We start from the raw sequence: 23,669 nt of genomic DNA, 5'->3' as shown, positions 1-23,669 counted from the left end.
GATGAAGATTCGCTCACAAATCGGCATGGTCCTGAACCTGGACAAATGCATCGGCTGCCACACCTGCTCGATTACCTGCAAGAACGTCTGGACCAGCCGCGAAGGCATGGAATACGCCTGGTTCAACAACGTCGAATCCAAGCCGGGCATCGGCTATCCCAAGGAGTGGGAAAACCAGGACAAGTGGAAGGGCGGCTGGGTCCGCAACGCCGACGGCTCGATCAACCCGCGCATCGGCGGCAAGTTCCGGGTGTTGGCGAACATCTTCGCCAACCCCGACCTGCCGAGCCTGGACGATTACTACGAACCGTTTGACTTCGACTACCAGCACCTGCACACCGCACCGCTGGGCGAGCACCAGCCCACTGCGCGGCCACGTTCGGTGGTGTCCGGCAAGCGCATGGAGAAGATCGAGTGGGGCCCGAACTGGGAAGAAATCCTCGGCACCGAATTCGCCAAGCGGCGCAAGGACAAGAACTTCGACAAGATCCAGGCGGACATCTACGGCGAGTACGAAAACACCTTCATGATGTACCTGCCGCGCCTGTGCGAGCACTGCCTGAACCCGGCGTGCGCGGCGTCGTGCCCGAGCGGGGCGATCTACAAGCGCGAGGAGGACGGCATCGTCCTGATCGACCAGGAAAAATGCCGCGGCTGGCGCATGTGCATCAGCGGTTGCCCGTACAAGAAAATCTACTTCAACTGGAAAAGCGGCAAGTCGGAAAAATGCATCTTCTGCTACCCGCGCATCGAAGCCGGGATGCCGACCGTTTGCGCCGAGACCTGCGTGGGCCGGATCCGTTACCTCGGCGTGCTGCTGTATGACGCCGACCGCATCAGCGAAGTGGCAAGCACCGCCAACGAGCAGGACCTGTACGAGAAACAACTGGAGATCTTCCTCGACCCGAACGACCCGGCGGTGATTCGCCAGGCCCTGGCCGATGGCGTGCCGCAGTCGGTGATCGATTCGGCGCAGCGTTCGCCGGTCTACAAGATGGCCGTGGATTGGAAACTCGCACTGCCGCTGCACCCGGAATACCGCACCTTGCCGATGGTCTGGTACGTGCCGCCACTGTCGCCGATCCAGAACGCAGCCGCCGCCGGCACCGTGGGCATGAACGGGGTGATCCCGGACGTCGACAGCCTGCGCATCCCGCTGCGTTACCTGGCGAACATGCTCACCGCCGGCGATGAGAAACCGGTCAAGCATGCCCTCAAGCGTCTGCTGGCGATGCGCGCTTACAAGCGTTCGGAACAGGTGGATGGCGTACAAGACCTGCAAGTGCTCGCCGACGTTGGCCTGAGCGTGAACCAGGTGGAAGAGATGTACCGCTACCTGGCGATTGCCAACTACGAAGACCGTTTCGTCGTGCCAAGCGCCCACCGCGAAGATGCCATGAGCGACGCATTTGCCGAGCGCTCCGGCTGTGGCTTCAGCTTCGGCAGCGGTTGCAGTGGCAGCTCGGACACCAACATGTTCGGTGGCAAGAAGGCCAACCGCCGTGACGTGATCAAAACCGTCCAGTTGTGGGAGGAATGAGCATGCGCATTCTCAAAGTGATTTCGTTGCTGCTCGACTACCCGACCGAAAACCTGGTGGCCGGACGCGACGAGCTGGAGCAGGCGATCGTGCAGGCGCGGGAAATCAGCCCCGCCCAGCGCGCCGGGTTGTTCGAGCTACTGGAGTTGATCTGCGGCCAGGACCTGATGGACGGCCAGGAGCACTACGGCGCGCTGTTCGGCCGCGGTCGTTCGTTGTCGCTGTTGTTGTTCGAACACGTCCATGGTGAGTCCCGCGACCGGGGCCAGGCTATGGTCGACATGATGGCCCAGTACGAAGAAGCCGGGTTTGCCATCGGCATCAAGGAGCTGCCCGACTACATCCCGTTGTACCTGGAGTTCCTCTCCACCCGCGAAGACTTGGAGGCCCGCGAGGGCCTGGCCGATGTCGCGCACCTGCTGGCCTTGCTCGCGGCGCGCCTGGAAGAGCGGGAAAGCGCCTACGCCAGTTGTTTCCGGGCCTTGTTGCAAATCGCCGGGGCCGAACCCCAGGCGGCGGTGGCCGAGATGCTCGAACAAGTGAAGGCCGAGCATAGGGATGACTCCCTCGAAGCCCTGGACAAAGTCTGGGAAGAAGAGGCGGTGGATTTCATGAAGGCCGAGCAACAAGACCGTTGCAGCTCGATGCCGAGCGCGCCGGGCCGGGCCCGGGAAGAAAGTGCAGTGCCGCTGCACTGGGTGGATTTTCAGCATGAAGGGCTGGCCGCCGCGCCGGCCGGGGAGGTGGGCAATGTCTAAATGGGATCTGTTGTTGTTCGGGGTCTATCCGTATGTCGCCCTGGCGATCTGCCTGATCGGCAGTTGGGCGCGGTTCGACCTGTCCCAGTACACCTGGAAGGCCGGTTCGAGCCAGATGCTCAATAAGCGCGGCATGCGCGTGGCGAGCAACCTGTTCCATGTCGGCGTGCTGTTCGTGCTGGCCGGGCACTTCGTCGGGCTGCTGACGCCTTCGGCGGTTTATCACCACTTCCTGAGCACCGAGAACAAGCAGTTGCTGGCGATGGTTTCCGGCGGTTTCTTCGGTGTGCTCGGCCTGATCGGTTTGCTGATGCTGCTCAACCGGCGCCTGACCGACCCTCGGGTGCGCGCCACCTCCAATGTGTCGGACATCCTCGTACTGGTGGTGCTGCTGGTGCAACTGGTGTTGGGGCTGATGACCATCGTCGCGTCCACCGCCCATATGGACGGTTCGGTGATGGTGATGCTGGCGGACTGGGCACAGAACACCGTGCTGTTGCGTCCGGTTGAAGCCGCGACCTCGATGGCGCCGGTGGGGCTGGTCTACAAGCTTCACGTGCTGTTGGGCCTGACCCTGTTCGTGTTGTTCCCGTTCACCCGCCTGGTGCACATCGTCAGCGCGCCGGTCTGGTACCTGGGGCGTCGTTATCAAATCGTTCGGCAGAAGTTCTGAGGAGAAGATCATGGCGAGTGGATGCGGATGTGGTGGCGGTAGTGGTGGTGGCGGTTGCGGTTCCTCGGCTAAAACCGCGCCGACAGTCGATATCGAACCGGTGGGGGCGGTGGCGTTCGAGCCGGCCCAGGCCGAGCAGGCAGTGGCGGATGAAGCGCCACAGTTGATCGCCAGCAGTGAGCAGGAGTGGCCGATCATCAGCGTCAACGGGGTGTCGATCGCCCCGCAGGCGATGGCCCAGGAACTGCAATATCACCCGGCCGAAAGCCGTGAGGAGGCGGTCTACCAGGCCGCCCGTGCCTTGGTGATTCGCGAATTGCTCCAGCAACGCATCGCCGAGCTTGGCCTGGCGTTGCAGGTCGGCGCCGGTGAAAACGAAGAGGAAGCGGCGACGCGGTTGCTGTTGGAGCGCGAAGTGCAGGTGCCACAGTGCGACGAGGCGACCTGCCTGCATTACTACGACAGCAACCGTGCACGCTTTCACAGCGCGCCGTTGCTGGCGGTGCGGCACATCCTGCTCGAATGCGCGCCGGACGATGCCGAGGCCCGCAGCCTGGCCCACGTCCAGGCCGAGTTGCTGCTGGAACGGCTCGATCAGTTCCCCGGCAGCTTCGCCGAGTTGGCGCTGAAGTATTCGGCGTGTCCGTCCAAGGAGCAGGGCGGTTCGCTGGGGCAGATCAGCAAGGGCCAGACCGTGCCGGAACTGGAGCGCCAGTTGTTCACCCTGCCGGCGGGCCTGGCGAGCAAACCGCTGGAAAGCCGTTATGGCTGGCACGTGATCAGCATCGACCAGCGCATCGACGGCCAGCCGTTGCCGTACGAGGCGGTGGCGACGGCGATTCGCACCCAGTTGCAGCAGGGCGTGTGGCAAAAAGCGCTGGTGCAGTACCTGCAAACCCTGATCGGTGCGGCGGATATTCGCGGCATTCATCTTCAGGGCGCCGACTCGCCGCTGGTGCAGTGAATAGCGGCTCAACCGGGAGGTACGCATGAACGCGGTGTTGCAGGATGGATTTGGGCGCCAGATCGATTATTTGCGGATGTCGGTGACCGATCGTTGTGATTTTCGCTGTGTGTATTGCATGGCGAAAAACATGACCTTCCTGCCGCGCCAGCAAGTCTTGACCCTGGAAGAGTTGCAGCGCCTGGCGCGGTTGTTCGTCGGCCTGGGGGTGAAGAAGATTCGCCTCACCGGCGGCGAGCCGCTGATCCGGCCGGGCATCGTCGGGCTGTGTCGTGACATCGCGGCATTGCCCGGCCTGCGGGAGCTGGTGATGACCAGCAACGGCTCGCAGCTCGGACGTTTGGCCCGGCCGCTGGTGGATGCTGGCGTCAAGCGGATGAACATCAGCCTCGACAGCCTCGACGGCGAGCGTTTCCGGGCCATCACCCGCAACGGCGATCTGGATCGGGTGCTGGCCGGCATCGAGGCGGCAACCGGCGCGGGATTCGAGCGGATCAAACTCAACTGTGTGGTGATGAAGGGGCGCAACTTCGATGAGGTGCCGGCGTTGGTGCAGTACGCCATCGACCGGCGCATCGACATCAGTTTCATCGAAGAGATGCCCCTCGGCGACGTGGGGCGGTCCCGGGGTGAGTCGTTCTGTTCCAGCGATGACGTCCGGGCCGAGATCGCCCGTCATCATCGCCTGCTCGACAGTGCCGAGAGCAGCGGCGGACCGGCGCGCTATGTGCGCCTGGAACGCCACCCGGATACACGGATCGGTTTCATCTCGCCCAACACCCACAACTTCTGCGCCAGTTGCAATCGGGTGCGCATGACGGTCGAAGGGCGCCTGTTGCTGTGCCTGGGGCAGGAGGATTCTCTCGACCTTCGGGGTTTGCTGCGGCGTTATCCGCTGGATGATGAGCCGATCGTTCAGTCGATCAAACGGGCATTGAAAGGCAAGCCGTTGCAGCATGACTTCAGCCCTGGCGGGGAAGTGCAGATCGTGCGGTTCATGAACATGAGCGGTGGCTGAGGATGGCGGCTTTTGTGGCGAGGGGATTTATCCCCGCTGGGGCGCGTAGCGGCCCTAAATGCAGTCAATCCAGTGTGTCAGGCAGGTTAAAGTTGACTGCTTAGGGGCTGCTGCGCAGCCCAGCGGGGATAAATCCCCTCGCCACGGTTTTCGGTGTTCACGAAAGAGCTTTCCGAGCTGTGGTCCTTCTTGACATCAGTCAATTTCAAGCAATCCCTTCAGACGTATCCTCCACTGCATATTGTGTATTAATGATTAAAAACACCTATATGTAGTGTCTGGAGCGAAAATGCAGAGCACGTTGATCTCAGTAGGGTGTAACCGCTTGCACAAGCGCGATGGCAGTGTGGTCGCCTTTGACGCGGACAAGATCCGCCAGGCGTTGATCGCCGCCGGCAAGGCCACCGGTGAATACGCCGAAGCCGAGGCCGAAGGCTTGCTTGAGGCAGTCTTGGCGAGGTTGGAAGGGCAGACACGCTTGAACGTCGAGCAGATCCAGGACCGCGTCGAGCGCGTGCTGATGGACGCCGGGTATTTCCTGTCCATGCGCGCCTACATCGTCTACCGCGAGCAGCACGGACGCCTGCGCCGGGATCGCCGCACGCTGGTGGAAGTCGCCACGTCGATGAACGAATACCTCGATCGCGAAGACTGGCGCGTGCAGGCCAACGCCAACCAGGGTTATTCCCTGGGCGGGTTGATCCTCAACGTGTCGGGCAAGGTCACCGCCAACTACTGGCTGGACGAGGTCTACAGCCAAGCCATCGGCGAGGCGCACCGCGAGGCGGATTTGCATATCCACGATCTGGACATGCTCGCCGGCTACTGCGCCGGCTGGTCCCTGCGCACCTTGCTGCACGAAGGCCTCAACGGCGTACCCGGGCGGGTCGAGGCCGGGCCGCCCAAGCATTTGAGCAGCGCCCTGGGGCAGATGGTGAATTTCCTCGGCACCCTGCAAAACGAATGGGCCGGCGCCCAGGCGTTCAGTTCGTTCGACACCTACCTGGCGCCTTATGTGCGCAAGGACAACCTCAGCTACGACGACATCCGTCAGTCGCTGCAGGAATTCATCTACAACCTCAACGTACCGTCGCGCTGGGGCACGCAAACGCCGTTCACCAACCTCACCTTCGACTGGGTCTGCCCACAGGACCTGCGGGAACAGATCCCGGTGATCGGCGGCGAAGAAATGCCGTTCGCCTACGGTGACCTGCAAGCGGAAATGGAGTTGATCAACCGCGCCTACATCGAGGTGATGCAGGCTGGCGACGCGAAGGGCAGGGTGTTCACCTTCCCGATCCCGACCTACAACATCACCCATGATTTCCCCTGGGACAGCGAGAACGCCGACCGCCTGTTCGAGATGACGGCCCGCTATGGCCTGCCGTATTTCCAGAACTTCCTCAATTCGGACATGCAACCCAACCAGGTGCGGTCGATGTGCTGCCGCTTGCAACTGGACGTGCGCGAGCTGCTCAAGCGCGGCGGTGGCTTGTTCGGCTCCGCGGAACAGACCGGTTCCCTTGGCGTGGTGACGATCAACTGCGCGCGCCTGGGCTACCTGTACAAAGGCAACACCAGCGGGCTGCTGCAACGCATCGATACCCTGATGGAACTGGCGAAGGAGAGCCTGGAGGTCAAGCGCAAGGTCATCCAGCATCACATGGATGCCGGTTTGTACCCGTATACCAAGCGTTACCTCGGCACCTTGCGCAATCACTTTTCCACCATCGGCGTGAACGGCCTGCACGAAATGCTGCGCAATTTCACTGATGACCAGGAGGGCCTGCACACCGAACAGGGCCGGGCCTTCGCGCTGAAACTACTGGACCACGTGCGCGCCACATTGCTGCGTTTCCAAGAGGAAACCGGCCACCTCTACAACCTCGAAGCCACGCCCGCCGAAGGCACCACATATCGCTTCGCCAAGGAAGACCTCAAGCGCTATCCCGACATCCTTCAGGCCGGCAGCCCGGCCGCGCCTTACTACACCAACTCGTCGCAGTTGCCGGTGGGCTTCACCGAGGATCCGTTCGAAGCCCTGGAGCTGCAAGACGAGCTGCAATGCAAGTACACCGGCGGCACCGTGTTGCACCTGTACATGGCCGAGCAGATTTCCTCGACCCAGGCCTGCAAGCAACTGGTGCGCAAGGCGCTGGGGCGTTTCCGCCTGCCGTACCTGACCATCACGCCGACCTTCTCCATCTGCCCGGTGCACGGCTACCTGGCCGGCGAACACGAGTTCTGCCCGAAATGCGACGAGGCCTTGCTGTTGCAACAACAGCACCAAGGCACCGTTCACTGAATCCATCGACCGCAAGGAGCTTTATCCATGAGCGCAGTACAAACGATTCCACAGGCACAGCGTCAACGTTGCGAAGTCTGGACCCGAGTCATGGGCTATCACCGCCCGGTGGCGGCCTTCAACCCGGGCAAGCAATCCGAACACCGCGAGCGGGTGCACTTCACCGAACGCGCGGCCGGGCGTCCATGAGTCGAGTGCTACGGGTTGGGGGCATGGTGCCCCTGACCACCCTCGATTATCCCGGCCAACTGGCCTGCGTCCTGTTCTGCCAGGGTTGTGCCTGGCGTTGTCGTTATTGCCATAACCCGCAACTGATCCCGCCACGCGGCAGCGAGGAAGTGGAGTGGTGTCGGGTGCTGGCGTTCCTCCAACGTCGCCAGGATCTGCTCGACGCCGTGGTGTTCAGCGGCGGCGAGCCGACCTTGCAGGACGGCCTGGCTGCGGCCATGGACGAGGTGCGGCAGATGGGTTTTCGCATCGGCCTGCACAGCGCCGGTATCAAGCCAGCGGCTTTCGCCAAGGTGGTCGGACAGGCCGATTGGGTCGGCTTCGACATCAAGGCCTTGCCCGAGGACGCCCTGGACGTGACCCGGGTCGAAGGCAGCGGCGCGGCGAACTGGCGCAGCCTCGACCATCTGCTGGACAGCGGCGTGGACTATGAATGCCGGACCACCGTGCATTGGCACCTGTTCGACCCCGACCGACTGCTGGCCCTGGCCCGCCGCTTGAGCGAGCGGGGCGTCAGTCGTTTTGCCGTGCAGTTGGTACGCACCGCGCGGATGCTCGACCCCCACCTTTCCAGCGTTTCGGCACACGCCTTGCAGCCCGAGCTGTGGGCCGCCCTGCGCGAGTTGTTTCCCTCGTTCGTTCTACGCAGTTGAGCGACAGCGGGAATCCATCATCGACAGCGGCCCGGGATGTCCGGGCCACACTTTTTCCAATGGTTTTCAAATGCGCTGCCAGTCGGCAGGTAGTTGAACAGGGAGCATTTGACATGACCAGAATCACCACTGCCCAACGTATCGTGATCGGCTTTGCCATCGCGCCACTGGCGTTGATCGCCCTGGCACTGTACGCCTTGAACGACTTGGCGATGCTGCGTGACCAGGCGGTGCAGATCGTCCGGCAGGATTGGCCGAAGATCGATCCGATCATGGTCATCGCCACGGGCGTGCGCGACAACGCCAGGAACACTCGGGATCTGCTGATCGACAAGAACAACACCCAGGTCCAGCAATCCATCGACACCACCCGCCAGCGCATCACCCAGGCTTTTGCGACGCTGGAGCCGCTGTTCGACCAACCCGAAGGCAAGGCCGCCTACGCCGAGTTGAAGAAGCGCCGCGAGGCCTACGTGGCCGCGTTCGTCCAGGTGCAGGCGCTGATCCGCCAGGGCGCGACGGACGAGGCGATGACGCAGCTCAAGCAGGGCGTGATCCCGGCGGAGCTTGAGGTGTACAAGAGCCTTGAAGTGATGATGGCGATGCAAGGCAGGATTTTTGGCGAGCGCGAACAACTGGCCCAGGCGCGCTATAGCGAGGCGCGACGCAACATGCTCGCGTTGGTGCTGGCCTGCCTGGCCGTGGTGAGCACCGTCGCGCTGCTGGTGACGCGCAGCGTGACCCGTCCGCTCGGCGGCGAACCCAATGATGCGGCGCGGGTGCTGAGCCACATCGCCCGTGGCGACCTGACGATCCGGGTGCCGGTGGGTATCGGGGCGAACGACAGCGTCATGGGCAGCATGCACGATATGCAGCAGAGCCTGAATACGATGGTCCGGCAGATTGCGGCGTCGGTGGATCGGGTCGCCAGTTCGTCCGAGGAGTTGAGCGCGGTGAGCAGCCAGACCAACAGCACCTTGCAGTTGCAAGGCCAGGAAATCGAACAGGCCGCGGCGGCGGTGAACCAGATGACCGCGGCGGTGGATGAAGTGGCGCGCAACGCCGTGAGCACCAGCGAAGCCTCGCGACTCTCCGAGCAGACCGCCCAGCGCGGCAGGGAGCAGGTCCAGGAAACCGTGGCGTCGATCCATGCCTTGGCCGACGGCGTGAGCGACACTTCGGGACGAATCCAGCAACTGGCGGGACGCGTCCAGGACATCAGCTCGGTGCTGGACGTCATCCGTGGCATTGCCGAACAGACCAACCTGCTGGCGCTCAACGCGGCCATCGAAGCGGCCCGGGCCGGGGATGCCGGACGCGGGTTCGCGGTGGTGGCCGACGAGGTGCGGGCCCTGGCCCATCGCACCCAGGACTCGACCCGGGAAATCGAAGACATGATCGGCAACATCCGCCAGGACAGCGAGCAGGCCGTCAGCGCCATGCAAGGCAACAGCGAACGGGTGCGGACCACGCTGCAAGTGGCCCAGCGCTCGGGCGAGGCACTGGATGAAATCGCCCGCTCGATCTCGCAGATCAACGAGCGCAACCTGATGATCGCCAGCGCCACGGAACAACAGGCGCTGGTGGCCCGCGAGGTGGACCGCAACCTGGTGGGCATCCGCAACCTCTCCGAGCAGGTGCTGCTCGGTGCGCGTCATACCGACACGGCGGGCCAGGATTTGGCGCAGATGGCCGGGTCGCTGCATGAGACGGTGGCGCGGTTCAAGGTGTAGCCCTTGTAGCACCGGGCTTGTGTGAGAGCGAGCTTGTGTGGGAGCGGGCTTGCTCGCGAAAGCGGTGGGTCAGTTTGCACATGTTTTGAATGTGCCGACGCCTTCGCGAGCAAGCTCGCTCCCACATTGGATTTGTGTTTGAGCCTGGACATGGTGGACGCCGCAAATCCGTGTGGGAGCGGGCTTGCTCGCGAAAGCGGTGGGTCAGTTTGCACATGTTTTGAATGTGCCGACGCCTTCGCGAGCAAGCTCGCTCCCACATTGGATTTGTGTTTGAGCCTGGACATGGTGGACGCCGCAAATCCGTGTGGGAGCGAGCTTGCTCGCGAAAGCGGTGGGTCAGTTTGCACATGTTTTGAATGTGCCGACGCCTTCGCGAGCAAGCTCGCTCCCACATTGGCTTTGTGTTTGAGCCTGGAAATGGTGGACGCCGCAAATCCCTGTGGGAGCGAGCTTGCTCGCGAAGGCGGTGGGTCAGTTTGCATCGGAGTTGGATGTGCCGACGCCTTCGCGAGCAAGCCCGCTCCCACAGGGGACGTTGGTGGCTTCGTGTTACCACCCCCAGAACTGCAACCACCAACCGTATCCCACCAAGCCGCTCGCCATGACCAGACAGGTCATGGCGGGCATCCGCTGGATCGGCCCGGCGCCGTCGCGGCCGAGCACTTTCCAGCCCAGCAGCAAGCTCCAGCCGATGGCCGCGACCAGTAGCATCGCCCGGGCTGGCTGAACCCATTCCAGCAACAACCCTTCGTAGCGCAACAGCTTCACCGTGGTGGCCGACAGGCCGAGGAACAACCCTGCACCGCCGAGGGGCACCAGGGTGATGGCCAAGGGCCAATACTGTGCAGCATCACCCGAGAGTCGGGCCGCCAGGCGCATCAGTAGCATCAACGCAGTGCCCATCAGCAACGCACTCATGCCCAGATAGGCGACGATGCAAAAACCGTCCAGCCAACTGAAACTGTCGTTGAGCCGCGGATAGTGCGTCAGCAACCACCACGGCGCGTTGTCCATCAACGGCCAGGTCACGTCGTGCGACACCAGCCATTGGGCCAACCCCTGTTTCAAGGCGATGAACCAAGGGCTGACGGTCCACTGGAACGCGCCCATCGCCAGGCCAATGACCCCGAAGAACAGCAAGCGCACATCCCAAGGCGAGACCGTGGTTGGGGTGGCCTGGAGGATTTCCTGATTGCTGGAGCGGGCGATCAGCCGCACCGCGTCGCGCTGGCCGCTGCAACGGCCACAGGCATGGCAATCGGCGGCGCCGCGCATCCGGCGGATGTCGAGCAAAGGCGCGCAGTTGGGCGGCGGGCGGCGCGGCGCCGGGTTTTCCAGCCAGCGTTTTTCATCCACGTGGAAGTGCACGGGTGCGAGGCGGGCGAGCAGGGCAAAGACGCCGCTGACCGGGCACAGGTAACGGCACCACACCCGTTTGCCACGGGCGAACAGCAATCCCACGACGACCGCCGCGACGGTCGAGCCACCGAGGATCAGCAGCGCCGCCTGGGCATAGTCATAGACGCTGATCAACTGGCCGTAGAGCGTGGTCAGGCAGAACGCCAGGGTCGGCCAACCGGCCCAGCGCAATCCCCGTGGCACGCCGAGGCCACGGCCGTATCGGCTGGCCCATTCGCTCAAGGCGCCTTCGGGACACAGCACGCCACACCAGAGCCGGCCGAACAGGACGATAGACAGCAACACGAATGGCCACCAGATCCCCCAGAACAGGAACTGCGCCAACAACGTCAAGTTGTCCAGGAGATGCGCCTGGCTGTCCGGCAACGGCAACATCGCCGGGAGAACCAACAGCACGGCGTAGAACAGCACCACCGCCCATTGCACGGTGCGGATGGTCGCGCCATGGCGGCGCATGCCGTCGCCGAGGCGCTGCAGCGCCGGGTTCAGGTCGGGCATGGCAGGTTTTCCACCTTGCTGCGTGGCCGCAGCCAACCGGCGACGGCCAGCCAATAACCGAGCCACACCAGCAACGTCAGCAGGCTGGGGCTGGCGCGATAACCGGTGAAGTCGGCGAGAAAAGCGCCCAAGCCATGGCCGTCGTCCAGCACGGCGCTGCTGTCCCACAGCGCATCGCCGATGGCGCGATACACCGCCTCCGGCCAATCCATCGCCAACAGTTGCCCGCCGATCCGCTCGACACCGCTGACCAGAAGCGCCGAGCCCAACAGCAGCAGGATCGCTTCGCTGATGGCGAAGAAGCGCGGCCACGAGATGAATCGGCGGCTGCCGTGGAGCAGGGAAACGGTCAGCAGCGACAAGACCAATCCGGCCACCGCGCCGACCGCGAACAACCCCAGTGAAGGACCTTCCAGCCGGGCGCCGGCTGCCGTAGAGAAAGACCACGGTTTCGCTGCCTTCGCGGCTGACGGCAAGCAACGCCAGCACCAGCAGCCCCATCCCACCCTGGCGCCCCAGGCGTTGGTCGGCCTGACGCGTGAGGTCATGCTTGAGCGTGCCGGCGTTGCGATGCATCCAGCCGACCATTTGCACGATCAGCAGACTGGCGACCAGCGCCAACGACGCCTGGAACCACTCGTTGGCGCCGCCGCTCATGGCTTCGCCGGCCAACAGGATCAAACCGGCCAGCACGCCCGACAGCAACAGGCCGAGGGCCGCGCCACTCCAAACGTAGCGCAGCAGTCGGTCGGCCTGCTGCTGGCGGCTCACCCAGGCCTGGAGAATGCCGATCACCAGCAAGGCCTCGACGCTTTCGCGCCAGACAATGAACATCGATTGCGTCATTCGAACCTCTCCTGAGGATTAGCGGGCGAGAATGCTGCCCTCGGGTAACTGCGGGTTGAATTCATCGAAGAACGGGTAACGGCCGGGGCGCAGCGGGTGGATCACCACGAAGCTGGTCACGCCGGGGGACAGGACCTTCTCGACCCGTAGCGGCGTGCTTTCGAATTCCGCCGGGCCTTGGCCGATGTTCTTCAGCACGATCTTGAAACGCTGGCCGGCCGGCACTTCAAGCTGCGGCGGGGTGAACTGCCCGTCGCGCATGCTCAGCTCGTAAGTGAGCAGTTCGGCCTCGGCGATCGATGGCAGCGACAGGCCGGCCAGCATCAGCCAGATGAATCGGCAACTCATCTTCAGTACCCGCCTTTTTTTCCGATCCCGGCGTAGACGAATTCGTAACGCAGCTCACAGCGCTCGAACCACGGCGCCACGCCGGTTTCCTTGTCGGTGTGACGGCCGAGGGATGCGTGGCCAGCCGGCGGCAGTACGGTGAAGGTCAGTTGGTATTTGCCGGGGCCGAGCAGCTTCACGTTATCGCCGTAGTGCGGTCCGTCGTTGGCGACCATGGCGTGGAAATCGCCCTTGAGCTCGGTGTCGTTGCCTTGTTTCTTCAACTGGAACGAGACGTTGAGATAGGGCACGAAGCTGCCTTCCTGGAAGCCCTGCTGGTTGTCCGCCGTGGCGCGAATGTCGGCCTCCAGGTGCACATCGGAATCGGCGGTGGCGCGCATCATGCCGGCGGGGGCCATTTCGATCGGTTGCAGGTACACCGCGCCGACTTCAAGCCCGGGGCACAGTTGCGGTTCGCCGATGGGGTATTCCTTGGCCTGGGCCAGCGGTGCGAGACACAACAGGGCGAGGGACAGGGGAGCGAGTGTGCGCATGATGACTTCCTGGTTGGCTAAGTGATGGCGCCGAGTCTAGGAAGCTTCGCTGCGAATAATAATGATTCTTGTCAATTTTCAGCGTGATTTTCCCCGGATCGCTGTTCTTGACCGGAATCAAGGGACGCCGCGCGGCGCCAGGGTAGGGTGGGGTACATCCATCCGGCATGCGGGGTCGTCATGGCAAAGCCCTTTCCCATCAGTCCCAAACATCCCGAGCGCATTTGTTGGGGGTGCGACCGTTACTGCGCGTCGACCGCGCTGGCGTGCGGCAACGGCGCCGACCGCACGATGCACCCGGCGGAGATGATCGGCGAGGATTGGTACCTGCACGGGGATTGGGGGATAGACGTGGTGGATGTGACGGACAAGGCCGTGGAAGAAACCGCCGTCCCTCTGAAGGGATGAAAATAACCCTGTGGCGAGGGAGCTTGCTCCCGCTGGGCCGGTCCGACGCTTCGGGCGAAGCAGACCTGAAGATCTTGCGGTCGCTACGCAACCGAGCGGGAGCAAGCTCCCTCGCCACGGGGATCACGCCGTTTCTTAGAGCTTCGGCAACTGCCCGATCCGCCCCATCATTTCGGTCACGACCTGCAGGTCCAGCAGGAACTGCTCCACGGTCTTGAACTCGTTGTCGTTGTGACCGGTGTACTTCACATCGGGCATGGCCAGGCCGAATTGCACGCCGTTGGGCAAGTCATGGACCGACGTGGCGCCAGCGGAGGTGCCGAACTTATGCTCCATGCCCAGGTTCTCGGTGGCCACGGCCAGCAGCGCCTTGACCCATTCGCCTTCGGGGTTGCGGTACATCGGTTCGTCGATAGAGTTATCGAAGGCCACCGCGACCTTGGACTTCTTGGCCCAGGCGGAAAGCTTGTCGTTGATCTCCGTTTTCAGCGTCTCGGTCGGCTTGCCCACGGGCACCCGCAGGTTCACGGCCAGCTTGAAAGTCTTGTCATCCATCCCGACGTAGGTCAGCGAGGCGGTCAGCGGGCCCATGAATGCGTCGGAGAAGCCGATGCCCAGTTTCTTGCCCAGGTAATCCAGGCCCCAATTGTCAGTGGCATAGCGGGCGGAGTCGGTGATGTGGTTGTGCTTGAGCGCGACCTTGCCGTCGAGGCCGTTGATGAACACCAGCATCCTGGCCACCGGGTTGACGCCTGACTCAGGCTCGGAGGAGTGGGCGGAAACGCCAGTGAAGGTCAGCTTGACCGTCTTGCCGTCCACCTCGCTTTTTACCTCAAAGTCGCCGCCATTGGCCTTGGCGTAGTCGGTGCCGGCCTTGCGCAGGCTGGCGGCCAGTTCGGCGGGCTTGTCGGTGGCGAATGTCGCGACTGAAGTCGATGGGATCTGGTTGGTCGCCATGCCGCCGGTCAGCCCGGTGATCTCGGCGCCTTTGCCCTGGCCCGCGCGACGTGGGAAATTGGCCATGACCGTGCCGTAGCCTTTCTCGGCGATCACCACCGGGTAGCTGCCATCCAGCGCCAGGTTGTAATTGGGCGTCGGGTTGCGCTCGAAATAATAGGGGATGGCATCGCCGGTGGTTTCTTCGGTGGTATCGACCAGCAGCTTGAAGTTACGCGCCAGCGGCAGTTTTTCTTCCTTGATGATCTTCATGGCGTAGAGCGCCACGACGATGCCGTTCTTGTCGTCCTCGGTGCCGCGACCGTACATGCGATCGCCCACCAGGGTGACCTTGAACGGATCAAGCTTGGTGCCGTCCTTGAGCACCCAGTTTTCCGGCGTCACCGGCACCACGTCGGCATGGGCGTGAATGCCCACGACTTCGTCGCCGCTGCCTTCGAGGGAAATCTCATAGACGCGGTTGTCGATGTTGCGGATGTTCAGGTTGAAGTCGTTGGCCAGGCTCTTGATCTTGTCGGCGATCTTCAGGAACTCCGGGTTTTCATGCTGGGCCACGCCGTCCTTGCGATAGGTCGGGATTTCCACCAACTGGCGCAAGGTCTCGGTGGCGGCCTTGCCGTACTTCACCCGGGCGTAGAGACCCAGCAGCCGATGGATCTCGTTCTGTTGCTCGGCGGACAGGGTTTTGTTGTCTTGGAAAGCGCTGATAGCGGGGCTGAGGTTGGCGGACTTGGCCAGGTCACTCTTGGCGACGCTTGCCAGGAACTGGCGGAAATCGCTGACCGAGGTATCGGTGAATGCTTTGACGAAGTCCGCGCTTTGTTGCGCAGTGATGTTGGCATTGGCCGATAACGGCAGGGAGGAGAGGGTGGACAGGACGAGGGTGGCGATAGCAAGACGCTTGAACGGGAAGTTCATGGTGGCAGGCATTCCTTTGCAGGGAAAAGTGTCGTTTGATGAAACAATCACTTACAACCTAGCATCATGAACGCGGATTGGGGGAGACCCTTGAACGGAATATGTCGCCCGTAAAAGCGCAAACGGCGCAGAAATGAAAAATCCCTGCGCCGCGTCTGATCCAACTTTTCCGGCGGCTGGAATATCGCCTTCGCGAGCAAGCCCGCTCCCACAAAAGATCAGCAGAGGCGGCTGAGTAGCAGCACTTACTGTGGGAGCGGGCTTGCTCGCGAAGACGTCGGTCCATTCAACCGAGAGGTAACTGACCCGCCGATCAATGCGTCCCGCGCGGAATCGTCTTGAGCAAATCTTCCGGGCTGATATGCCCCACCACCGGCTGCGCGGTGCTGCCCGGCAGCGGCAGGTCGAGGATGTGCCCCTTGATCTTGCCGACCACGTGCATCTCGCAGGGCTTGCAGTCGAACTTCAGCGTCAGCACTTCATCACCGTGAATCAACTGCATCGGCGCAACCTTGGTGCGCACGCCGGTGACGCCCTTGGCCTGCTTGGGGCAGAGGTTGAACGAGAAGCGCAGGCAGTGCTTGGTGATCATCACCGGCACTTCGCCGGTTTCCTCGTGGGCTTCGAACGCCGCGTCGATCAGCTTGACGCCGTGGCGGTGGTAGAAGTCCCGGGCCTTCTGGTTGTAGACGTTGGCCAGGAATGACAGGTGCGATTCCGGGTACACCGGCGGCGGCGTGGTCTCGGCCTTGCGCCCGCCCCGTGGGTGCGCCGCGACGCGTGCCGTGGTCAGGGCTTCGATCACCTCGCGGCGCAGCGCCTTGAGCTGGGAGTTGGGAATGAAAAACGCCTGGGGCGCGTCCAGCTTGATCGACGTGGCGTGATACTCGGTGGTGCCCAGTTGGCCGAGCAGGTCCTGCAATTGTTCCAGGGCTTGCTCCGGCTTGTTCGCCAGGCCGAAGGGACCGTCGAGGGCCACGCTGGCGCTGATGCCTTCTTCGCTGGTGGCGGTCAGCGCCAGGCGCTCTTCACGCAACTGTGCGACCCAGGCCAGGCCCACACGGCGCTCGGCGGAGGTCTTGAGCAGCGCTTGCTGCCAGTTGTGATCGAGGTTGCGGCTCAGCGGATGATTGGGGCGCAACTGGTACATGCCGGCCGGCATTTCGTTGGGCTCGACGCGGTAGCGGTAGCGCTTCTGGCCTTCGTCATCGAGGAACTCGCCCTTGGGTTCGGCGATATTGGCCCGGAAACCCACCACTTCGCGCTTGACCAGCACGTTGAGACCGTCGCCGTTGGACAGCGGGTCAGAGGTCACCACTTGCAGGTCACGCTTGCCGACTTTCTCCACCACGCCCACCGGTACGCCGGTGAACGTCGGCGAATCGAAGGCGCCGATGTCGATCTTGCGCTCGCTGACGAAATAGTCAGTGCTGCCACGGTGAAAGGTCTTGTCCGGGTCCGGCACGAAGAAATGCGCGATCCGGCCACTGGAGGCGCGGGCCAGGTCGGGGCGGTCTTCGAGGACATCGTCCAGGCGCTGACGATAGTAGGCAGTGATGTTCTTTACATAGGCCGCATCCTTGTAGCGGCCCTCGATCTTGAACGAGCGTACGCCAGCCTCCACCAGGGCGCGGATGTTGGCGCTCTGGTTGTTGTCTTTCATCGACAGCAGGTGTTTCTCGTAGGCGACCACCCGGCCCTGGTCATCTTTGAGGGTATAGGGCAGGCGGCAGGCCTGGGAGCAATCGCCACGGTTGGCGCTGCGGCCGTTTTGCGCGTGGGAAATGTTGCACTGCCCGGAAAACGCCACGCACAGCGCGCCGTGGATGAAGAACTCGATGGCCGCGTCGGTCTCGTCGGCGATGGCGCGGATTTCCTGCAGGTTCAGTTCACGGGCCAATACCAGTTGCGAGAAACCGGCCTGGTCGAGGAATTTCGCCCGGGCGAGGGTACGAATGTCGGTCTGGGTGCTGGCGTGCAGCTCGATCGGCGGGATGTCCAGTTCCATCACGCCCAGGTCCTGGACGATCAGGGCATCGACGCCAGCATCGTAGAGCTGGTGGATCAACTGGCGGGCCGGCTCCAGTTCGTTGTCGTGCAGGATCGTGTTGATCGTGGTGAACACCCGGGCGTGGTAGCGGTGGGCGAACTCCACCAACTGGGCGATATCGCTCACCTCGTTGCAGGCGTTGTGACGCGCGCCGAAACTCGGGCCACCGATGTACACGGCATCGGCGCCATGCAGGATGGCCTCGCGGGCGATGGTCACGTCGCGGGCGGGGCTGAGCAATTCCAGATGATGTTTAGGCAAGGACATGTTTTTTTAGTCAGGCTGGTCACGGTCGAAGCGCGCATTGTAGCCGCCAGGCGCCGGATCGGCACCTGCGCAACCCGACATTGGGTGATATGAGGCGATATGCGGTTGATCGCCGCGTCAGGGCCGGGAAGCACCGGCACTGCACCAGCGGTTTCGCCCGGTGTTCTTCGCCAGGTACAAAAACGCGTCTGCGGCCTTGATCAGCATGGCCGGGGTCGCGTCCTCGTTGCTTGGCTGGCAGGTGGTGATGCTAGGCGCTGATGGTCACGATCCCCAAGGGATGATCGCCATGCTCGATGTTCAAGGCCCGGACGGCTTCGAGGATTTGCTGCGCGACCTTGGCGGCGCCAGGGCTGTCCGTGTTGGGCAGCAACACGGTGAACTCCTCGCCGCCGTAGCGGACCGCCAGGTCACCCGGTCGCTTGATCGTCTGCCCGATCGCGCCAGCAATGGCCCGCAGGCAGTCGTCACCGGCGGCGTGGCCGTAGCGGTCGTTGAAGCGCTTGAAGTAATCGACGTCGAGCATGATCAGGGCCAGGGACGAACCCTGGCGCTTGGCCAGGCGCAGCTCATCGGCCAGGGCAATGTCCAGCCGCCGGCGGTTGCCCAGCCCGGTCAGGCTGTCGGTCAGCGCCATGTCGCGCATGGCCTGGTGGGCGCTGCGGATCTGCTTTTCCATGGTCATGCGATAGCGCAACTGGCTCAGCACGATGAGGCCGAAAGCCACCAGCACCGAGATCAGGAACACCAGCACCAGGCTGGTCTTGAGCAGGTCGCGACGCCAGGGGCCGATGATTGAATCCCGGGACAGGCCGGCTTCCACCACCAACGGGTAGGTGGTCAGGGCGCGGTAGCCGTAGAGGCGCTCGGTGTCGTCGACGACGGCCCTGGCTTCGGCGATGCCTTGGTTGGAGGTGGGCAAATGCTCCCGGAAAATCACGCTGTTGACCAGGCTCTTGCCGATCACCGAGGCGACGAAAGGCCGGCGCACCAGGATCGTTCCACTGCGTGTCGCCAGGACCAGCGCGCCCTTGTCGTCGATCTTGAAATCACCGTAGTAATCGACGAAATAGCTGACCTTGACGGTCCCGAGCAGCACGCCCGCGAACGAACCGTCGGGGTTGTTCAGGCGCCTGGAGACGGGAATGATCAAATCGTTGGTGGAGCGGCTGTTGATCACCTCGCCGATGCGTACGCCCCGGTCGTCGTGGGTGCGGTGGTACTGGAAATAGTCGCGGTCGGCGTTGTTCGCCGTTTCCGGGATCACCTCCTTGTCCGTCGCCAGCCATTGGCCATCCGGGCCATAGATGAACAGCCCGTGCAACTGCGGCATGATCGCGGCCTGTTGCACCAGCAGCCTATGGATGCGCGGGATGTCCATGTTTTGCAGACCATCGCCTTCCACGCGTTCGGCGAGGGCGGCGGTCACCACGTCGACTTGTCGGATGGTGTCTTCGGCGTGTTGGGCGGTTGCCCGTGCCAGGTTGGTGACCGAATCGCGCGCAGAGGCAAAGGCCGCGCGATAATCACGCCATGTTCGCCAGCCTTCGACAGCCAGGAAGGCGATGATGACCACGAGCATGAAACTGACGGTCAACCGAAACGCCGCCCCGGCTCGCACAGCCTGCTGGGAGAAGGCTTCATCGGGGCTTTCGATTTTTGGCTCTGGCTGCTTGCGTCCGAGCATTCACATATCCTTTCCACGACAGGTTCGCGCCTTTCAGCGCGGAGCCTATCCTATTCGATTTCAGCACGTTAGCTAACTGCGACGAGATAGATATAGCCCACGACACACGCCGCAGGAGGAAGGTTCATGAAAGTTGGCGTCATTTCCGATACCCACGGCCTGCTGCGCCCCGAAGCGCTTGCGGCGCTGCAAGGCTGCGAGCGGATCATTCATGCCGGTGATATAGGCAGCCCGCAGATTCTGGAGGCATTGTCCACCATCGCCGAGCTGCATGTGGTGCGGGGAAACAATGACTTGGCGGCTGATTGGGCAGGGCACATCGCCGATTGCCTGCAGTTCGACCTTGGCGGATGGCAAGTGCTGTTGGTCCATGACATCGCCGACGTGCCGACACCGCTCGACCCAGGCGTGAGGCTGGTGATCACCGGCCATTCTCACAAACCGCTGATCGAATGGCGCGGCGAGCGGCTCTATCTCAACCCTGGCAGCGCCGGCCGGCGGCGGTTCAAGCTGCCGGTGACGCTGGCGCTGCTGGAGATCAGCGAACAGGCGATCGAACCACGGATCGTGCCGTTGCTGCCGTGACGGGCACGGTTTACCTGAAGTACTTGTCGACGTAGGCCTGGATTTCCTGGCGCATGAAGCGCCCGGATTCATCTGCGCGTTCCTCCCAGCCGAACACGCACGCGGTGACGATGCCATCGAAGCCGGTCTTGGCCAGCTCGCCAAAGAACAGGTCCCAGTCGATCTCGCCCTGGTGCATGTCCATGTGCTGGTGCACCGTCACTTTGGCGCCGGGCGGGTTGACGATGTAGCGCAGGCCGGACGAGGCCTTGTGGTTGTAGGTGTCGGCGATGTGCACGTGGGCAATCATCGGCCCGGCTTCGGCGATCATGGCTTTCATGTCGTCGCCGAAGTAGAAGGTGTGGGGCGTGCAGTAGAGGAACTTGACGTTGTCCGAGCCAATGGTCTTGAGCATGTCCAGGGCCGGGTGCAGCGTCTCGCACCAGTCCTCCGGATGGGGCTCGACGTTGAGCGTGACGCCTTCGGATTCGAGGATCGGCACCAATTCCTCCATCGAACGCCACCAGGCCGCTTCGCTCGACTCATGGCTGTGCACGCCGCCACAGCAACTGACCTTATGCCCGCGATCCGGCGACGGTCCGCGGCCGAATTCCGAGTTCATCGTGGTGCAGCCCATCTCCACGGCGACCTGGATCGCTTCCTTCCAATAGTTCACCGCAGCCCGGCGCTCGTCCTCGTGCGGGCTGGCCCAGCGGTACATGGGTAGCAGCGAAGCCAGTTGCAAATCGTGGTCGCGCAGGGCCTTCTTGAATTCGGCGATGCGTTCCTTGTGGGCCCGCGGGCGAACCCACCACGGCAGGAAATCTTCCCGTGGCGACAGCTCGAGGTATTCGTAGCCGAGCTCGGCGGTCTTGCGGCAGAGGTCCGGCAGGCTCAGGTGGCGGTGCATGTAGGGATCGAGGGCGATTTTCATTGTTGTTCTCCTTGGGGAACGTTCATGACCGTGGCGAGGGAGCTTGCTCCCGCTGGACTGCGCAGCAGTCCCAAAAAGGGGCCGCTTCGCGCCCCAGCGGGAGCAAGCTCCCTCGCCACAGGAATTCTCTGGCAGCGGGTTAGTAGGCGATCCAGGTTGAATCGTTATTAGCCGATTCCACGCAACGCTCGACCCAGCGCACGCCGTCCACGCCGGCTGTCGATATCGGGATAACGCAGCGCGGCCAGCGTCTCGGTGTCGCCACGGTTGGCAGCGTCCATGGCGAGGGCGAAGCGGCGATAAAGATTGGACCAGCCTTCGAACAGCCCTTCGGGGTGGCCGCCACCGATGCGATCGTCTTGCAGCGCGTCGGGATGCAAGTAGCCCATGCCGCGCTCGAGGGTTTGCGCGGGTTGGCCCTGGATTTCGAAACTCAGCTGGTTCGGGCGTTCGTCCCACCATTCCAGGCTCGCCCGGGACCCGATCACGCGGATCTTCTGGCCGTGCATCGAGCCGGCGTTCACCGCGCTGGACCAGACCATGCCCATCGCGCCGCTTTCGTATTCCATCAAGGTGTAGGCGTTGTCCTCCAGCGGGGCGCGGCTGGCGACGAAGCTTTGCCGGCTGCACATCAGGCGCTTGATTCGGAACTCGGGCAGCATGACTTTGGACAGGTACAGCGGATGCGTGCCCACGTCGCCCAACACATAGCTGGGCCCTGCCTGGCGCGGGTCGACGCGCCATTGCGTCGCCTGGTTCTGCGCCTCTACCGGTGCGCTATGGAAACCGTGGGCGAACTGCATGTGCACCATGCGAATCTCCCCCAGCTCGTGGGCGACGATCATCGCCCGCGCCTGCTCGATCAACTGGTGCCCGGCATAGCCGTAGGTGAGGCCGACGATGCGGCCCTTGGATTTCGCCAGGTCCCGCAGCGCCTCGGCCTCGTCGAGGGTGAAGCACAGCGGTTTTTCGCAGACCACATGCAAGCCGGCTTCAAGGGCCGCGCGAGTAATGGCGTAGTGAGTGCCGTTGGGGGTGGCGATCGACACCGCCTCGATGCCGTCGGGCCGCTGCGCTTCCAGCTCGAACAGGCTCAGGTAGTCCGGATAACAGCGCGCCGGGTCGATCCCCAGCCGTTGGCCGAAGGCCCGGCCACGCTCGGGGTCGATGTCCAGCGCGGCGGCAACCAGTTCGAAGTTGCGGTCGCGCAGGGCGGCCGAGCGGTGGATGTAGCCAATCTGGCTGTGTTCGCCGCCGCCGACCATGGCCCAGCGGAGGGGGCGTGCAAGGATGTTGCTGCCATTGATCATGAGGACTCCTTTTCCTTTAAAAACCGATGCGGGATAGATAGGCGCGGCTGGCCGCCACGTCTTCCAGGCTGCTGGCGGCATTGCGCGGGTCGCGTTCCTGTTCGACGGTGATGCAGCCTTGGTAACCGAGCTCATGTAGGAGGCGATGCAACGCCGGGTAATCGATGACGCCACGCCCGATCGGGCACATCACGCCCCGGGCGCAGGCTGCGAAGAAGCGGATGCGTTCGTTCAACACCTGGTCGAAGACCGCCGGGTCGATGTCCTTGAAGTGCAGGTAATCCACGCGATGAGCGTAGGTACGCAGCGATGCGAGGGGGTCCATGCCTGCGTAATAGAGGTGCCCGGTGTCCAGGCACAATCCGGCGACGTCGTGGGGAATGTCATCCACCAGCCGCGCCAGCTCATCGGCGAATTCGATGTGGCCGCCCGCGTGAGGATGGATGACGGCACGGATGCCGTAGGCGTGCCAGGCGACGTCGGCGATGGCGCGGATATGCGCCATCATGGCGTTCCAGCGCGCGTCGTCCAGGCGAGGCGCGCGATCCGAATGGCCGGCCGCGTAGTCGCGTTCTTCGTGGCCCCAGTCGATGATCACCAGGTAGGGGCCGCCGAAGCGTTGGCCGGGTTGTGGTTCGATGGGCGGCAACTGTTTGAGCAATCCGCAAATGGCGTGGGCCTGGCGCAGCAACTCCGGCAGGTTGGCCGGACTTACCAAGTCATCGAAAATCGTCCCCGCGACGATGTGAAGGCCGTGCTCCGACAGCGCTGGGCTGAGGGTCTCGGCCTCCAGCGGCAGATAGCCGCAAGGCCCCAACTCGATGCCGCGATAACCGGCCTCGGCGGCTTCGCCCAACACCCGTTGCCACGGCGGCAGGAACGGGTTCTTGATGTCATCGACGCCCCAGCAGCAGGGCGCCGTGCAGATGTGAATCGCCATGGAAGCACTCCGGCGGTGTTGTTGTTTTTGTCTTGCCCTGATGCTATTGCCTCGGCGGGGAGCGGGCCATGGGGTGATGGCTTAATGTGGCAAAACCCCTCATGATGCCGGAAAG

At 63.1% G+C, this 23,669-nt stretch carries 16 protein-coding genes and 4 pseudogenes; 10 read left to right on the top strand and 10 right to left on the bottom strand.

The window, feature by feature from the left end; translation table 11 throughout:
* Nucleotide 1 precedes the first annotated feature (1 nt).
* The 8 genes and pseudogenes from narH (at nt 2) to AB4N42_RS18200 (ending at nt 9,872) form a co-directional block, all read left to right on the top strand.
* Nucleotides 2-1,540 carry a nitrate reductase subunit beta gene (gene narH, locus AB4N42_RS18235; RefSeq protein ID WP_249874854.1) on the top strand — a complete coding sequence of 513 codons (1,539 nt, stop codon included), beginning with the start codon at nt 2-4 and terminating at the stop codon, nt 1,538-1,540.
* 2 nt (nt 1,541-1,542) lie between these two features.
* Nucleotides 1,543-2,298, top strand: coding sequence for a nitrate reductase molybdenum cofactor assembly chaperone (narJ, locus tag AB4N42_RS18230; RefSeq protein WP_030137648.1), 756 nt, complete (start codon nt 1,543-1,545; stop codon nt 2,296-2,298).
* Nucleotides 2,291-2,971: a respiratory nitrate reductase subunit gamma gene (narI, locus tag AB4N42_RS18225; RefSeq protein WP_030137647.1), complete on the top strand. Its 681-nt coding sequence runs from the start codon at nt 2,291-2,293 to the stop codon at nt 2,969-2,971. Before narJ ends, narI begins: the two co-directional genes overlap by 8 nt.
* A gap of 10 nt (nt 2,972-2,981) precedes the next feature.
* Nucleotides 2,982-3,935, top strand: a complete 954-nt coding sequence (locus tag AB4N42_RS18220) for a peptidylprolyl isomerase (RefSeq protein WP_323155892.1) — start codon at nt 2,982-2,984, stop codon at nt 3,933-3,935.
* A gap of 25 nt (nt 3,936-3,960) precedes the next feature.
* Nucleotides 3,961-4,953 carry a GTP 3',8-cyclase MoaA gene (gene moaA / locus AB4N42_RS18215; RefSeq protein ID WP_323155893.1) on the top strand — a complete coding sequence of 331 codons (993 nt, stop codon included), beginning with the start codon at nt 3,961-3,963 and terminating at the stop codon, nt 4,951-4,953.
* A gap of 289 nt (nt 4,954-5,242) precedes the next feature.
* Nucleotides 5,243-7,447: pseudogene (locus AB4N42_RS18210) on the top strand (ribonucleoside triphosphate reductase).
* On the top strand, nt 7,444-8,139 hold the full coding sequence (locus AB4N42_RS18205; protein ID WP_030137642.1) for an anaerobic ribonucleoside-triphosphate reductase activating protein: 696 nt from the start codon (nt 7,444-7,446) through the stop codon (nt 8,137-8,139). Before AB4N42_RS18210 ends, AB4N42_RS18205 begins: the two are co-directional and overlap by 4 nt.
* 113 nt (nt 8,140-8,252) lie before the next feature.
* Nucleotides 8,253-9,872 carry a methyl-accepting chemotaxis protein gene (locus tag AB4N42_RS18200; RefSeq protein WP_030137641.1) on the top strand — a complete coding sequence of 540 codons (1,620 nt, stop codon included), beginning with the start codon at nt 8,253-8,255 and terminating at the stop codon, nt 9,870-9,872.
* 552 nt (nt 9,873-10,424) lie between these two features.
* On the opposite strand, the gene AB4N42_RS18195 is transcribed toward AB4N42_RS18200, so the two are convergent.
* From AB4N42_RS18195 to AB4N42_RS18180, 4 genes and pseudogenes are all read right to left on the bottom strand, one after another.
* Nucleotides 10,425-11,792 (bottom strand): 4Fe-4S binding protein, encoded by a 1,368-nt coding sequence (locus AB4N42_RS18195; RefSeq protein ID WP_030138808.1) that lies wholly within the window; start codon nt 11,790-11,792, stop codon nt 10,425-10,427.
* A pseudogene (locus tag AB4N42_RS18190) lies at nt 11,780-12,638 on the bottom strand (FTR1 family iron permease). The gene AB4N42_RS18195 and the pseudogene AB4N42_RS18190 overlap by 13 nt, the downstream one beginning before the upstream one ends.
* Before the next feature lie 18 nt (nt 12,639-12,656).
* Nucleotides 12,657-12,986 (bottom strand): cupredoxin domain-containing protein, encoded by a 330-nt coding sequence (locus AB4N42_RS18185; RefSeq protein ID WP_030138810.1) that lies wholly within the window; start codon nt 12,984-12,986, stop codon nt 12,657-12,659.
* 2 nt (nt 12,987-12,988) lie between these two features.
* A complete protein-coding gene (locus tag AB4N42_RS18180) occupies nt 12,989-13,519 on the bottom strand; it encodes an iron transporter (protein ID WP_030138811.1) in 531 nt (176 codons plus the stop codon).
* 180 nt (nt 13,520-13,699) lie between these two features.
* Between AB4N42_RS18180 and AB4N42_RS18175 the strand changes: the two genes are divergently transcribed.
* Nucleotides 13,700-13,927, top strand: coding sequence for a DUF3079 domain-containing protein (locus AB4N42_RS18175; protein ID WP_030138812.1), 228 nt, complete (start codon nt 13,700-13,702; stop codon nt 13,925-13,927).
* A gap of 135 nt (nt 13,928-14,062) precedes the next feature.
* Here the strand turns inward: AB4N42_RS18175 and AB4N42_RS18170 are convergent, their stop codons facing one another.
* From AB4N42_RS18170 to AB4N42_RS18160, 3 genes and pseudogenes are all read right to left on the bottom strand, one after another.
* Nucleotides 14,063-15,802, bottom strand: coding sequence for a dipeptidase (locus tag AB4N42_RS18170; protein ID WP_460115103.1), 1,740 nt, complete (start codon nt 15,800-15,802; stop codon nt 14,063-14,065).
* 313 nt (nt 15,803-16,115) lie between these two features.
* On the bottom strand, nt 16,116-18,119 hold the full coding sequence (locus AB4N42_RS18165) for a peptidase U32 family protein (protein WP_217859438.1): 2,004 nt from the start codon (nt 18,117-18,119) through the stop codon (nt 16,116-16,118).
* 117 nt (nt 18,120-18,236) lie between these two features.
* A pseudogene (locus AB4N42_RS18160) lies at nt 18,237-19,806 on the bottom strand (sensor domain-containing diguanylate cyclase).
* 126 nt (nt 19,807-19,932) lie between these two features.
* On the opposite strand from AB4N42_RS18160, the gene AB4N42_RS18155 reads away from it, so the two are divergent.
* Nucleotides 19,933-20,391: a metallophosphoesterase family protein gene (locus tag AB4N42_RS18155; protein WP_030138817.1), complete on the top strand. Its 459-nt coding sequence runs from the start codon at nt 19,933-19,935 to the stop codon at nt 20,389-20,391.
* 10 nt (nt 20,392-20,401) lie between these two features.
* Here AB4N42_RS18155 and AB4N42_RS18150 read toward each other — a convergent pair whose 3' ends face one another.
* From AB4N42_RS18150 to AB4N42_RS18140, 3 genes and pseudogenes are all read right to left on the bottom strand, one after another.
* Nucleotides 20,402-21,304 carry a sugar phosphate isomerase/epimerase family protein gene (locus AB4N42_RS18150; protein WP_045155837.1) on the bottom strand — a complete coding sequence of 301 codons (903 nt, stop codon included), beginning with the start codon at nt 21,302-21,304 and terminating at the stop codon, nt 20,402-20,404.
* Nucleotides 21,305-21,443: 139 nt separating this feature from the next.
* Nucleotides 21,444-22,614, bottom strand: a pseudogene (locus tag AB4N42_RS18145) (Gfo/Idh/MocA family protein).
* Nucleotides 22,615-22,630: 16 nt separating this feature from the next.
* Nucleotides 22,631-23,554, bottom strand: coding sequence for a TIM barrel protein (locus AB4N42_RS18140; protein ID WP_460115102.1), 924 nt, complete (start codon nt 23,552-23,554; stop codon nt 22,631-22,633).
* Between the last annotated feature and the right edge of the window lie 115 nt (nt 23,555-23,669).

The organism is Pseudomonas sp. H2_D02, assembly GCF_054677635.1.
Note: the sequence above shows the minus strand (reverse complement) of the source record. Positions and strands in the feature narration are given on the sequence as shown.